The organism is Serratia sp. EWG9 (assembly GCF_019913725.1).
GTDB lineage: Bacteria > Pseudomonadota > Gammaproteobacteria > Enterobacterales > Enterobacteriaceae > Serratia > Serratia ureilytica.
The window spans coordinates 275,249-289,530 of sequence record NZ_JADNRO010000007.1; the positions used below are offsets into that span (position 1 = coordinate 275,249).

Genomic DNA, 14,282 nt, shown 5'->3' on the forward strand with positions numbered 1-14,282 from the left:
ATCACGCCTCCTCCGCCTGGATAATCCCGTCTTCGGCGCGGATTTCGCTGTCGGGCGGAAGGTGGGCGATCGCGAGCGCAATGGCCTGAAAACGGCGTCCTACCGCAACGATGGCCTCCTGAGCTATCTCGTGAGAATCATAAAACAGTGAAATGGCGAGCCGTTCCGCTTCGGGGAACAAGCACAGCACCGTTTGGTGGTTGCTGCCGCTGACGATATCCGTCACCCGGAACGTAAACGGCAAGCGCGGATCCTTCTGCGGTTGCGGCATGTTTTCAAACACAAACAGGCTGCCGAACGGCGAAGTGGGCACCCATTGTTCGTCGTAGCGGTTCAGTTCGGAAAAGGCGTACTTCTGCCTCAGCGTCTGGGAGTCCGCGATATCGGCCAGCAACGCATAAATGGGCCGGCGGCGAATCGCCTGCAGGCGCAGCACCGGGCTGGCGACACACAGGCCAAACAGCGTCTGCACCTGCTCAATATCCGCCGGGCGCTCGCTCATGGTCGTGCCGATCGCGATATCGTCACAGGCCAGCGCTTCGGCCAGCGCCAGCATCCAGGCCAGCTGCGTCAGTTGATTGACCGTGATCCCCTGGCGCCGGCAAAACGCGGTGAGGCTTGCCACCTGTTCCGCGGTGAATTCCGCGCCATATTGCCGCATACGTCGCCCCTGCGGCGCGGCATCCGGCGAAGCGCTCAACGGCAAACGTTGGTTGACCGGCGCTCCGCGCAAATAGTCCGCCCAGAACGCCTGCGCTTCGGGATCGTCGCCGTGCGCGCGCACATAAGCGGCGAACGGCTCAAATCGGTTAATTTCCAGCGCCGCGCGCGCCCTTCCAGCAAGGTGAGGTAGTCGTTGAACCAGTGTTCGAACAGAACGCCGAGGGACCAACCGTCGAACAAGATATGGTTAAAGGTCTGCACCAGATAGTGCTCATCGGCGTTCAACTTGATCAGGCGCCAGCGGATCAACGGCGGCGCATCCAGCTCAAACGAGGTTTCTCGTTCCCGGGCCAACAGCGCTTCCATCCTTTCTTCCAGCGAGGACGGCGGCGCATCGGTCCAATCCTCGATCGCGATCGGCGCCTGCAGCGTCTCGCAGATGAAGACGTTGGGCCGCCCACGGCGGGTTTGATCGCCAAACCCGGCGCGCAGCATTTCAAATCGCTGCAGCGCCAGCGACCAGGCCTGGTTCAACACCTCCGGCTGCAGCGGGCCGGCCACCTCATAAACGGCCTGATCGATCTGATACTCGCGGTTAAGCCGGTTGAAATACATCAGTTCCCGCTGCGTAACCGTAGCCTCGAAAACGGCGGCGATGCGATGACGTTGCTGCCAGTGGTCCAACTCGGCGAGGCTGACGTCGGCATGGGGGAAGTCCCCCGGGCTGGCGAGGCGAACGCCCTGGCTCGCCTCGTGGCAACAGTGTTCGACCAGCGCCGACACGCTCGCCCTATAGTGCGAACCGATCCGGGCCAGCGTCGCCTGCGGCAATAAGCCCGACATCACGATGCTCAGCCGGTCGCCGTGCACGTAGAGCACCAGATCCAGCACATTGTCGCTCGCCGGCAGCGCGCCGTTTTCCAGATCCGCCGTTTGGTCGATCAAGGCCCACAAGGCGTCGTCAGTCTGTTCGTTAAAGACGCCGAGATAGTTGAATGAAATGGCCGGCAAGCGGTGGCGCCGCAGACAGGCTATCGCTTCGTCGTCCGACGCTGAACCGTATTTCAGCGCCGAATAGCCGATGCCGTGATCCGGCATCTTTCTTAATGTGTCCTTGATGGCGCGCAGCGTGTGTTTTGGGCTCTGATGCGCGGTGATGCGCAAAGGCAGTAAGGCGGTGAACCAGCCGACGGTGTCGTCGAGCTGGATCTTATCGTCATTGATATCGCGGCCATGGTGTTCGAGCGTCAGGTAACTGTCCGCACGGCCATGCCAGGCCTGCAGCACCGGCGCCAGCGCCGCCAGCAACACCTCGCGGGTCGAGGTGCGGTAGGCCTGATGACAGGTGTCCATCAACAGCGTCGTCAACGCCGCGTCGCACTCTAAGCGGCAAAACGCCGGACTCTGCGCCCCCTCGCTGAGCGTGGCGTAATCGGGTTGCCCGGCGATCATCGCCAACCAGTAAGCGCATTGGTCATGCCGGCTCGCCGCGTAGTGCCTTAACGTCTCGCCCCACTGCCGGTAGCTGGTGCCTTTCGCCGACAGCGATTCCCCCTGATGCAATCGTCGCATGTCTCTGACAATGATGCGCCAGGACACCACGTCGATGATCAGATGATGGAATGCGCAGAACATCAACGCGTAGCCGGGCGCGCTGCTGTCGAAAATGTAGACGAAGCGGCACAGCGGCCCTTCTACCGGATCAAACCCCGATTGCCATTGATGCAGAAGTTCGGCGCGGCTTTGGCGACAAAGCGCCAGGTCATAGTATCCCCATGAAGGGCCGCCGTCGGCCACCGACAGATAGCGCTGCGCGACCAGCGCGCCGGCATCGTCGGCGCTAAACCGCGCGCGCAGCATGTCATGGCGCGACGCCAGCCCGTTGACCAGATCGGCCACGCGCTCGGCGGACATCGGCGGCACCCGCACCAAAAAAGTCTGGTTGAAGAAAGCGCGATGTTGCGGCGGCTGCTCGTTGTACCAGCGCTGAATCGGCAGCAATTCGAATTCGCCCTGCAGCTCGCCCTGTTCATTGAGCGGCGCAATCGCGTCCCGTTGCTGCAAGATGCGCTTGGCCAGCGCCCGCGCATTCCGGGTTTCGAACACCGCACGCGAGTTGCTGTGATAGCCCGACTTGCTCAATTCGCTGGTGAACACGATGCTTTGGATCGAATCGCCGCCCAGACGAAAGAAGTCGTCATCCACCCCAACCCGTTCAACGCCGAGGATCTCCGCCCACAGGGCGCAAATCAACGCCTCCAGCGCATTCTGCGGCGCGGCATATCGCTCGCTTTGCGCGAATTGCGGAGCGGGCAGCGCCGTGCGATCCAGCTTGCCGTTCACCGTCAGCGGTATCTCGTCGAGCGCGACATAGCTGGACGGCACCATGTAATCCGGCAGGATCCGCTCCAGCCGGGCGCGCAAATCGGCAGGATCCAGCGGCTCGCCCCGCGCCATCAGCACATACGCGGCAAGGCGCTTGCTATCGCGATGGACGACATCCACCACGACGCATTTCTCGACGCCCTCCAGCGCATTGATCGTATTTTCTATTTCGCTGAGTTCAATTCTGAAACCGCGGATTTTTACCTGGCAATCGTTTCTGCCGAGATACTCCAGATTGCCGTCGCGCAACTCTCGCACCCGATCGCCGCTTTTATACAAGCGTCGCCCGTTCAACGTAATGAAACGCTCTTGCGTCTGCTGCGGCTGGTTGAGATAACCGCGCGCCAGCGCGTCTCCGCCGATATACAGCTCGCCGGCCAGCCCTGGCGGCAACGGCTGCAGCCAGCGATCCAGCACATGAAGTTCGCGCCCCGGTATGGCTCGCCCAATCGGGATGCTGCTGCGGGTTTCGTCCGCCGCGATGGCGTACATCGTGGTGAACGTGGTGCATTCCGTCGGGCCATAGCCATTGATGACCTGCTGCGGGCGGTTGGCTTGCCGCACCAGGCGCTGCATCAGCGTGGCGGTCAGCGCTTCCCCGCCCACCAGCAGACAGCGCAGCCCGGCGAACAGGTCGGGGTGACTGAGGTAAAGATGATCGAACAGGCTGCGCGTCGCCCACAGAATCGATACCTGCTGCCGACGCAGCAAGGCTTCCAGCTGCGGCACATCGCCGGCGATATCCTCCGTGTCGCGCACGACGACCAATTTGGCGCCGTTGAGCAATGCGCCCCACACCTCGAACGTCGCCGCATCGAACGCCGGACTCGAGAGGAAGAGCAACACGTCATCGGGCGTGACAGCGATGCCGGACGCGGTCGCCAACCCGCACATCGCGTGTTGCTCGAGCATCACGCCTTTCGGGATCCCCGTCGATCCCGAGGTATAGATCACCGCGCCGAGCCGGTCGGCGCCGGTGACGGCCGGCAGATTCTGCCGCTCGTGCGGCAGGCGGTTCAGATCGCCCAGCGTGAGGACGGACACGGCGTGCGGCATCATCGCCGCCAGCGCCTCGGCGGCCGACTGCAGGCTTTCCCCGGCGATGAGCACCGGCGCGCGCGTTTCTTCGAGAATATGCCGAATGCGCGCCTGAGGATAATTGCAGGAGAGCGGCACATAGGCCGCACCGGTTTTCAGCACCGCCAGCAGCGCCACCACCATTTCCAGGCTTTTCTCGCTGTACAGCGCAATCAGCGTGTCCGCCTGAGGGGCGCCCCCGGTCAGCGCTTGGTAGCGGAACGTAATTTCGCGCGCCAGGCTATTCGCCATGCCGTTCAGCTCACGGTAGCTGACATGCAGCCCCTCAAACTCCAGCGCAATCTTATCCGGATAACGCAGCGCGATCGCCTCAAACCGGGCGCTGAGGGTTTCTCTCGGCAACGCGGGGGCCGCGTCGTCATCTGGCGGCATGTCGGCGGCGGGATAAAAGGCGAGGTGGCGTAAAGGCGCGTCAGGCGCGCGCATCGCCGCTTGCATCAAGCGCATGAAATGTTCCGCGCAGTCGCGCATGTCATCTTCGTCAAACATGTCCTGACGAAAACGCAGCCGGAACTGCAAGGCATCGCTGTCGGCCCGATCCTCATATTCCAGGGAAAGCGACGCGCTGGCCATATCGTGGTTGGCTTCAAACAACGGCGAAGTGGCGCAATCGGCCAGCGCCAATGCCGCATCGCGCAGGTTGGTTTGGGCAAAGGAAATCGGCATCGCGCGGATCCCTAACGCCTGCACCACCTGTTGCGTGGGCAGTTGGTTAAACCGTTGGCGCGAGTGCGGCGCCGCGGCGGTAATAAACGCCAGCGCGCGTTGATAAACGGCGGCGAAGCCTTCGCCGTCACGCAGCGAGAGGGGCATCACGCTGGTGTTGACATGCCCGCCAAGCGCAAATCTTTGCCCCTTTTTTATCGACACCGGATAGCTGATATAGACCGTTTCCTGATTGCCGCTGCGCGCCATCAAGATGCCCCACAGCACCAGCAACGCCAGAAAGTCATTCATTCGCCGTATTCCCGCGCTCTGCTTCAGCGCTTTCCATTGCGCTTTGGGCACCTGGAAACGCAGCTCGGCCGCCTCATCGTTTCGCACGGCGCCGCTTTTCTCAAAGGGCACGTCTATCGCGCCCAAATTTGCCGCTTCGGCCCGCCAGTGGGCCAGCGCTCCATCGGCGGCCAGTTGTTCCACCTCGCGCTGCAGCTGCCGGTTGATGGCGGCAATCTCGGCCGCCTCGAGGCGGGTCGATAGCCGCTGTTGACCATAGTACTGGCTCACCAATGAGAAAAACTCGTCGGAAGACGCGCCGTCGATCACCAGATGATGGCCCACCAGCGCCAGGGTATAGCGCCCCGGCCCCTCGGCGAAAAGCGCCCAACGATAAAGCGGCCCGCGGTAAATGTCGAAGGGCTGGCGAATCACTTGGGTCAGCAGCGTGCGGTCCGTGTAATGCTGCAAAGGATGGATTGCGTCATTGCGACGCCAATACAGTTCGCCATTCCGTTCATGAATATGGCTGTTCAGCAGGACATGATCTTGCACCAGCGCATTCAGCGCAGCTTGTAATCTGATGGGATCCAGCGCGCCCTCAATACGCTGCAGCACCAATACGTTGTAATTACAGCCCCCTGGATGGCGGTCATATTCATCGATAAAAACTTTTGAATAGGGTGATACAGGAATCTCTTCCATGACAAACACTCCATTTAGAATACACGTGCCCTGCTTAACGGCGATCCATGCGGCATACCCAAACCTCTTTCGGCATCAGCTCGCTTATCTTTTCTGAGTAATAACCGATCAGCATGTTGATGCGCTTTTCTGCAATGACCTCCGCCGCCTGAGCGCAAATCGACTTGTAAAAACCAATAGGGATCATCACTTTGCAACGGCTATGCAGGTGCCGACAAACGCCGATGGCCCAGGAAAAACACTCCCTGGAAGGATTGGAAATATCCAAAAGTTCGGCACACTCACTGGAACAGCCAATCACAGCGTAGAGATTGCCTTTATTGATATAATGAATTTTATGATACAGAGGATGTTTTTCAATATATTCAAATGCGCGATGATCTTTTTCTCGCCCCAGATTATTGATAAAGCTGGCCTGCCGCGCTTGGTCGCCCTCGGTAAAACGAAAGGCCATAAACTTATCAGGCTTTAAGGTTAATTCGACAAAGGGATAAATTTGCGTATTGGTCGTTAAATACTTTCTAAAAATCTTTTCATAAACCCTGATCTTCCTGTCATCGGAAAAGCAGATATCCGCCGCCACATCCGAACGCCTGGCCTGCAGGAAAAAATCTTTCAAGACGGTGGAAGATTTGACCTGACGGTGGATCCCAAGATCGCCAAGCATATTGACATTAAAAGACAATTCATTGATTTTAAAGGGATAAAAACTGGACACAAACATCCCGAGATAGCGTTCTTGATCCTTGTAAAATATGCCCGTTTTTTCCATCTGCGCCCCACAATGCGGATCGAGCAAATGCTTCCAGTGCAGGAAACGCTCCCCGCCCAAATCTCTGCCATAAAGCTCCTGCAATAATTTGAAATGATTATGAGAAACCGCTTCTCTCACAAAGACAGCCATGTTTTATCTCCCTATAAAACCGATTCCATGCCGGGCGGAAATCAATAAAAGATGACCGCTCAGCGCCGCTGATAATACGGCGCCGGACCGTTCGCTTCCTTTCCCTGATTAACAAGAGTCGCTGTGCATTTTTAACCAGCGCAAGAATTCAATATTATTATCGATGTTCAGTTTTCTCATGGCCGAACGTTTATGAATACTCACCGTTTTCGGGCTGATGCCGAGCAACATCGCCGTTTGGTTTTGTGAATAGCCCAGATGGATTAAACGGCACACTTTCCCCTCGCTAAAGGTCAACTGGGTACGACAACGCGGGCAATAGCTTGAAACCAAACTATTTTTCTTGCGATAGCAGAACATGACCTTGTCCACGATCGCCGCCACGCTGTCTTTGCGCGTAATACTTCCGGCTTCCAAATTGCAATGAATTTTAGGGAATGTCTTTTTATGCTCCAATATTGAAAAATAGAGCGGAATAGAAGAAAAGTTGCCCTGCAAAAGCTGGGTATGACAAAAATTTATGGACACCCGCTTGTCCGGCGCCCTGAATATGATGTTGGCACGTTCTTCTCCCGTGATCTTGGCCTTAATGCCATTCGTGAGAAAACCTTCTTGCAAGGCAAGACTCAACCCCAGCTTGAAGAATTGATTTTTATCCACAATAGCGATATTGACGCGCTCCATTAACAAACCTCCCTTTTGACTACGCTTGCTCACTCTCCTTACTGCAATATCATTGCTGTGATTATTTTTTGTTTTAACGTGCTTTTTAATAAAAAAGCGTTATAGGCGAAGCAAAAAAGACCTTGCCTCGCAAAAGTGCATTTTATATATAGGGTTATATAAATCATCTGCCCTGGAGAGCATACAAAAGCAAGACGCGGTAAGCGGCCGCGCTTCGCAAGGGAAATTGTTATCGTAAGATATATTTATAAGGCATCATTGCCATCAGCATCACGGTGCTAAGATTTTTCTCTGATACGTTAATTTTACTCCAAGAGCGCAATATATCCAGATAAATATCGAAAAAACACATAATATAGAACATAACATTGCGCGACATTGATTGTTAAGAGAATCCGTTTATGCATTAGGAATTTACTTATGATAAAGGCAGGATAATGCTTTTTTCGCACGAGGCGGCGGGGTCATCGCAGACCCTATTAAACAGAGTATAACCATATTCATTTTATTGTAAAAAAATTGCATAAAAAAAAGCTACACTTTATGGCAGTAAGTGATTCCCGCCCTTTCATGTCGACGGCAACAAAAAAGAAGAAGGCGAACCCATCGGCCGCCCGCGCAAGAAATGCCTGGTAGGAGTAACGATTTTTCAGGAGTGATGCGCAGCGCAGAAAGATAACGCGGCATCGTTGACGAGCGGGATGATTTATATTTTTTTTATCCTCATCAATTTTTTAGCCTCCAGGCAGGAAACCAACCCGAGGTGATCTTTTTTTAGCTGCTTGTCGCTCCCAAGAGGAAGAATGACTTTGAACGTTTGCAACTTACCGTGATTATTATAGATATCAAAGACTATCACCGGCGGGCCATAACCCAGGATCATGCAGTCTAAAAACCGCAGAACGGCGCAGCCCAAGCGGCTCCTGGCCTCCCGGATGATTTTATCCGCAAGCTCATCATACCGGAAAGGTCTTTCCGGCGTCGTCAATACCTTCATAAGGTCTCCCTTCTGGTATATATCATTCCGATTTAAAATAATAACCTCATAAAACCGCCGCCGTTCAAGGCGAGTAATATATAAAAACCCAGGCTTCGGCAATATATAATCTAACGATGCAAAATCAATCTAACAAAAAACACAATAGTATAAAAAAACAGCGCGAGTTTTATTGAAAAAATGACCTGATTTGCAATAATGAAATTGCCTGAAGTAAAGGGCTAACTGAAAAAGGAGTTTCAATCATGAAAGAACTATCCGCAGTAGAAATTGAACAAGTTAACGGTGCTGGTTTTTTTGGTGACGTAGGCACACTGATTGGCAGTGCGGTAGGTACAGGTATTGATACCATTTCCGCGATTGCCGGTGTTAACCCGGATGCCAAAACCGTTGTCGGCACCATCGGTAAAGGTATTGGTCTGGCCGTCGATGCGCTGATTTCCAGCGGATTGCAGATCATCTCTAAACTGTAATAACAACTCATAATCATCCCTTCCTATTTTTTAATTCGCTTCATTTTAAGCACCTTCGCGGGTGCTTTTTTTTACATCAAAGAATCAAAAAATAGATAAGGTCAGAAAAACCAATATCCAAAAAAACAGGCTGGGTATCACCATGATAAAAAAACCCATGCGTTTATTGGCGTTTTTGAGCATCCAGTCATAGATCATCGCAACACTCCTTGTGAATACCAGGAGGCATTTCCGCCTCCCGGTATTTTATCCATCGAGTTTTTGATTACAGTTTCGGCACTTTGGAAAAGAAGTCCGCCATTTCGTGCGGGAACCCTTTCGCAATCGCCGGACGAAGATCGTCCATGGAAACATTAAAATCTTTCGGCTGCTCGCTCGTTTGCATTTTTTGGTGTGCGTTCACATTCGATTGCAGACCATTAAAAATGCCCTTCATATTGCCGAACATATCATCGCAAGATTTTGTCACATTACTCATGACCGACTTGGCCGCATCCGGCCCCGACATTTGAATATTGCTGACGCCTTGCATAAACGGTTGACTCAGCGACGATTGGGAATTGGTGCCCAAATTGCCGCCGGCCTTCATGGTTTCTAAAATTTTGGCTGGATCTAACATGTTTATCACCTCTTTACGGTTGTGTTTACATCGCTTTCGGGCACGAGAATCCTCGCAACGCCCGTGACCAAAGTGGGAAATCTTTCATCGTCGAGCGCAATTCCAGTTTGAGCACGCCCACCACCGACGACATCGACATCGTCAGCTCTCGCCTGTCGCTGGCGAGCGGCACGGGATTGCTGGCGTCGAACATTCGGAACAAGGCCCAGGGCCCGTCGAAACTGGCGACCTGGATCTGGCCGGTGCCGGTGCGGAAGGTGAGTCGAACATAGCTGCCGCCTTTCGGGCCCGGCCAATCGATACGGGTAGGCTGGCTGAAGCCATGGCTGTAGTTAATCACCTGCCCATCGATATCCAGGGTCGCTTCCGTAATGGTCGGCGTCAGGGACAACGGCCTGATGAACATGGAGAAGGACAGCTTGTCGCCGGCGGTGAAGAAGGTGTCGCGGATCAGGCGGGCATTTTCAAACGCGCCCAGCGTGCTGGCATTGACGATCCCCTCTGAACCCGGTTTGGCATTCCATTTCTGCGCGTTGACGTCCACATAAGGGGCCAGGTTCTCATCGAAGAACTGCTGCATCGCGCCGCTTTGGCCAAACATGCGCGAGAAGTCCTCGATGCCGACCTCCGCTCTGGCGTTGCGCGAGAACGGATAACGCCCGCTGATGCTGCTCTTGCACAAGCCGGAGGCCAGCGACGAAGCGCCTTTGCTCAGGTTCTTTTGGCTCTGCTGAATAGTCTGGCTGTCCCCGACCTGCAACAGATCCATCATCACGCTGCGCACCGGTTCCGGCTGGCGCGCCGCATCCAACTGCAGACGCTTCAGCGTGCCTCCGGCGGGCACCACCTGGCCGCCGCGCAGCGAGGTGGACAAGGTGGTCAACTGGCTGTACAGCGCTTCGAAACTGCGGCTCAGCGGATCGTTGCTGGCGTTGGTGGTCTGTAACAGCTGATAGCCCAGACGGCGCAGCAGCTCGAAGCGATCTTCCACCGCGCGTTCCGGCGTGAGACGAAAACGCGCGCGCTCGCCGGAAATCTCGCCGAGGATGTCGCGCCGCTGCTGCTCGATGCGATTGCGCTGGCGATCGAACCAGCTTGCCGCATCGCCCTGGTTGGTGCCGGTCATGCTGGTTTCGCGCGCGGCGAAGCGCACCAGATTGGCCAGCGGGGAAGAAGGGTCGGACAGTTGACGCGCCAGGATCGCCGCATCCTCAAGCCCGTTGACCGGCCGGGCGCGCACGTCGCGCATGAAAGCATCCCATTTGTCGGCATACTCGATGAGGTATAGCTTCCTCGCCTCGTCGGCCAGCTTCTGCGCCGAGGCCAGCGAGTTCACCGCGTTTTTCCCTTCCGCGCTGTCGCGCAGCACCCAGGACTCTTCTTCGATCATGTCCTTGGCGGCGTCATCGAGCTGCGCCAAGAAAACGTCGCGATAGCTGGCGCGGGTATAGAACCCCGGCACGGCGGTATCGGTGACCGTCGCCTGGCTCTTGCGGCGCAGCATCAAGGAGACGTTCGGCCCGGCGGCGTCGGCTAACGAAATATCGTTGATCGCCGCCGGCAACGGTTTCTCTTCGATGCGGCGCACCACCCGCACCTGCATCGGAATGTTCATCGCTTTCACCCGCGCCAGGCGCAGCAGATCGCCGTTCATCTTCATGACCGGTGCGTCCGGCAAAGAGAACATCTCCCGCAGATGGTAAGCAAAGATGCCTTTGTTCATGTCGGTGTAACCCTGCGGCATAAAGGTTTCCCAGCGCGCCATGAACCAGTCGACCAAGGCTTCGGCGGAGCGGTGCGAAGGTTCGCCCATCATCAGGTACACTTTCAGGGTGCCGTAGACGTCCTTGTTGGACGCCGAGACGTCATTCTTGAGTTCGTCCGCGATATAGTTTTCCACCGCCGGCCAGAAGATCTGCAGCAAATGGCGTTGGTAGGTTTTTTGCGCCGCGCTGTTGATCAGCTTGTGCTCGAAATAGGGATTCGGCACCGGCGACACTTCGCCGCCCAATTGCGCGTTCATGTACCCCAGCTGCTCATAGGCGGAAATGACATCGTCGCTGACGCGGTTAGTCACCGGAATTTCGCGCACGATGCGCTTTGTCTCATCGAAGCGCGCCGCAATGTAGGAGATGTAATCGCTCTCCCACAGGTAACGCATCGCCAGCAGGTTAAACGAGACCGCCAACAGAATGAGCACCAGCACATAGCGGCCCAGGGAGCTCATGCGGCTGCCGAGCGGCCTGGCGTGCGAAGACTGCTGCATCACCCCGCGTTCTTGCCGGGCGTAATCCAGCTCCGGGTGATAAATGCGCCCGGTCGGGCGAGCTTCATAGATATCCGCCGCTTCCGCGTTGTAGATCGCCCCCTGCGGCGGCAAGGCGATGGTGCTGCCCAGCCACACCTGCTGCAGATGGCAGGCATAGCCCACCGGCGTTTGCGGGAAGATCTGCTCTAACAGGGAATACAACGGGTTGCCCAGCGACCCGAGCGATTCGGTGAAGAACAGCAGCTGTTGGCGGTTTTGGCCGTCCGGCGCATCGTGCAACAGTTCGAGCACGTGATGGCTGACGCGCGCCACCATCTCCCGGTAGAGGGTTTCATACTGCTCGAAGGGGGTTTCTCCCTGTTCGGCGCGGTTCAGGCTGAAGCCCATGCCTTTTTGCAACAGATCGTCACCCAGCATGGACAGGAAGGTCTCGCCGCCGACCAGTTGATCGAGGTGGCTGATGGTGAGATAGACCGGCAGCTCGCTGCGGAACCACGAGGCCATCTCCAGCAGGCGCACGCGCAGCGCGTCGGCGACCGACTTTCTCTCCGTCAGCGAGGCGTGCAGCAACCAACGCGCATCCAGACACAGCATGATGCCGTCGATGCCCGGATGGCGGCGATGGCGGCGGATCAGTTTGAACAGGGTGTCGCGCGCCCTGGCGCCCTCTTCCCCCAGGCCGTTCAACTGCAGCCATTCGCCGGAGGTGTCGACATACACCGAATTCTCCGCCAGCCACCAGTTGCAATCCTGGGTCGGCCCGACGTCCACCGTCTGCTGCAGGCCATAGTGCTCGGCCAGCAAGAAGCGTTCGCCGCTTTCGCCGATCAGCGAGGTTTTGCCGCTGCCCGGCGGCCCGATGACCAGAAACCACGGCTTTTCGCTGACGTAACGGCGCGTCAGGCGGTATTTGAAGCGCTGCCAAGGGGTGCGCTGCTTCGCCGTGCCGACGTACTGCAAGGTGCGCAAGGCGTCGTAAAAGCGCGAGGTCACGCGATCTCGCTGGGCGGTCTTGCGTTTGGCCGGGGCCGGCGCTCGCGCGTGGCGGAACACCCAGGATAAGAACGTCGCCACGAACGGCCACAGCGCCCAGCACAGGATCAGCGTGATGATGATGCCCCTGACCCAGACCGACAGCAGCGGCCGATAGGTGCCGATGGCGATCAACGGCCCAATCCACCACACCACCGCACACAGCAGCAAGGCAATCACCAATATGAATGATCTACGTATCATATAATTTCCTTATTATCTCTACGCCGGCGGATGTCTTAGTTATCCTCGGGGACCTCGGCGGCTACCCCTGCCTGATTTAACGTTGCAGACGGTGAAGCCATCTCCCTCTCGCCGATTTTCCAAAGGATGTCCACGCGGCGGTTGCGGCGGCGCCCTTCTTCCGTCGCGTTGTCGTCCAGCGGCTCCTGATCGCCCTTGCCGACCGATGTCACGGTGCGGTTGTATTTACTGTTGGCCAAGGATTCGCGCAGCTTGTCGGCGACCGTCTGCGCGCGAGCCTCGGACAGTTTCAGGTTGGAGTTGTTGGAGGTGTTGCGATACGGTTTGTTGTCGGTATGCCCGATGACCTCCAGATCGCCCGGCCACGGCGCCAGCGCTTCCCCCAAACGCTCGATGTTGCGTTTCTTTTTAAACTCTTCCGACAGCTTCGACTGCCCGGTGGCAAATGCGCCGTCGGAGGTGAAGATCAACAGCCAGCCGCGCGGATCGGCGCGCACCTCCAGCCACCCTTCGCTGAGGATTTGCGGCAGCGGCTGCGGCAGCGTCTCCATGATGTTGATTTTGCGCGGCTGCGGCGGCGTCCAGGCCAAAATGGCGTTGCGCAGCGCGCGGGACTGATCGTGCAGATACCAGGCGGCCGAGGCATACGCCAGCAGCGCGATGGCCAGGCCGTAGCACAGCAGCTTCAGCGGCGTGATGCGGGTCGCCTTGCGCACCACGTTGCTCGGCTCGGCATCGGCCAGCGTCTGCGTCGGGTTCTGGCTGTACAGATAGCCGTCAAGACGGTTGCGCACGTCGGCCAACAGCACCGCGCCGCGTTCCATCACGTGGTATTGCCCTTCGAAGCCCAGCGACAGGATCAGATCGTAAAACGCCAGGATCTCCTTGTTGCGCGGCGAGGCGGCCAGATAGGCCTGCAGGTGCTCGAAGCACTTTTCCCCGCCCCAGGCGTCGCGATAAAACTCCACCAGCAGGCTGAGATTCAGTTCGCCGGATTCGAGCGTGCTCATGCAGCACTCATCCACGTAGGAGCACAGCAGATAGGCCAGCTTGTCCACATCGCTCGGCGCGATGTGATCCGCCAGCAGCGTCTGCTGAAACTGTTGGATCTCGCGCACGATCTGCGCGCGCACCGCGCCCGGATTCAGCTGTTTCTGATCGCGCACCCGCTCTACCTGCAGCAGGACCGGGATAGCGGCGGCGATCAGCGGGTTGTCCCAATGGCCCATCATCACGCCGGGCTTGCTCAGCGCGGCGCGGCCGAACAGCCCGCTCGAGGTCGGCGCCGCCTCGGCCGGGCGCTCGCCGGCGCG

Annotated in this window: 9 protein-coding genes; 1 reads left to right on the forward strand and 8 read right to left on the reverse strand. The window is 57.2% G+C overall.

Annotated features, from left to right (window positions below; all coding sequences use genetic code 11):
* Position 1: 1 nt before the first annotated feature.
* The 5 genes from ITX55_RS24105 to ITX55_RS17360 form a co-directional block, all read right to left on the reverse strand.
* A complete protein-coding gene (locus ITX55_RS24105) occupies positions 2 to 784 on the reverse strand; it encodes a condensation domain-containing protein (RefSeq protein ID WP_370632700.1) in 783 nt (260 codons plus the stop codon).
* Complete coding sequence (locus ITX55_RS17345; protein ID WP_370632701.1) at positions 697 to 5,787, reverse strand: amino acid adenylation domain-containing protein; 5,091 nt, start codon at positions 5,785 to 5,787, stop codon at positions 697 to 699. Before ITX55_RS17345 ends, ITX55_RS24105 begins: the two co-directional genes overlap by 88 nt.
* A gap of 34 nt (positions 5,788 to 5,821) precedes the next feature.
* Positions 5,822 to 6,691: a hypothetical protein gene (locus tag ITX55_RS17350; RefSeq protein WP_197782784.1), complete on the reverse strand. Its 870-nt coding sequence runs from the start codon at positions 6,689 to 6,691 to the stop codon at positions 5,822 to 5,824.
* A 108-nt stretch (positions 6,692 to 6,799) separates the two neighbouring features.
* Positions 6,800 to 7,375 carry a LuxR family transcriptional regulator gene (locus ITX55_RS17355; protein ID WP_004935315.1) on the reverse strand — a complete coding sequence of 192 codons (576 nt, stop codon included), beginning with the start codon at positions 7,373 to 7,375 and terminating at the stop codon, positions 6,800 to 6,802.
* Between the two features lie 706 nt (positions 7,376 to 8,081).
* Positions 8,082 to 8,372: a hypothetical protein gene (locus ITX55_RS17360; RefSeq protein WP_004935318.1), complete on the reverse strand. Its 291-nt coding sequence runs from the start codon at positions 8,370 to 8,372 to the stop codon at positions 8,082 to 8,084.
* A gap of 245 nt (positions 8,373 to 8,617) precedes the next feature.
* On the opposite strand from ITX55_RS17360, the gene ITX55_RS17365 reads away from it, so the two are divergent.
* Positions 8,618 to 8,845, forward strand: coding sequence for a hypothetical protein (locus tag ITX55_RS17365; protein ID WP_004935320.1), 228 nt, complete (start codon positions 8,618 to 8,620; stop codon positions 8,843 to 8,845).
* A gap of 265 nt (positions 8,846 to 9,110) precedes the next feature.
* Here the strand turns inward: ITX55_RS17365 and ITX55_RS17370 are convergent, their stop codons facing one another.
* The 3 genes from ITX55_RS17370 to icmH form a co-directional block, all read right to left on the reverse strand.
* Positions 9,111 to 9,464: a DUF6277 family protein gene (locus ITX55_RS17370; RefSeq protein ID WP_033632662.1), complete on the reverse strand. Its 354-nt coding sequence runs from the start codon at positions 9,462 to 9,464 to the stop codon at positions 9,111 to 9,113.
* 25 nt (positions 9,465 to 9,489) lie between these two features.
* The gene (tssM, locus tag ITX55_RS17375; protein WP_147838481.1) at positions 9,490 to 12,969 is read right to left on the reverse strand and encodes a type VI secretion system membrane subunit TssM; all 3,480 of its coding nucleotides are present in this window, start codon (positions 12,967 to 12,969) and stop codon (positions 9,490 to 9,492) included.
* A 35-nt stretch (positions 12,970 to 13,004) separates the two neighbouring features.
* A partial coding sequence (icmH, locus tag ITX55_RS17380; RefSeq protein WP_223085234.1) for a type IVB secretion system protein IcmH/DotU occupies positions 13,005 to 14,282 on the reverse strand: 1,278 nt, incomplete at its 5' end.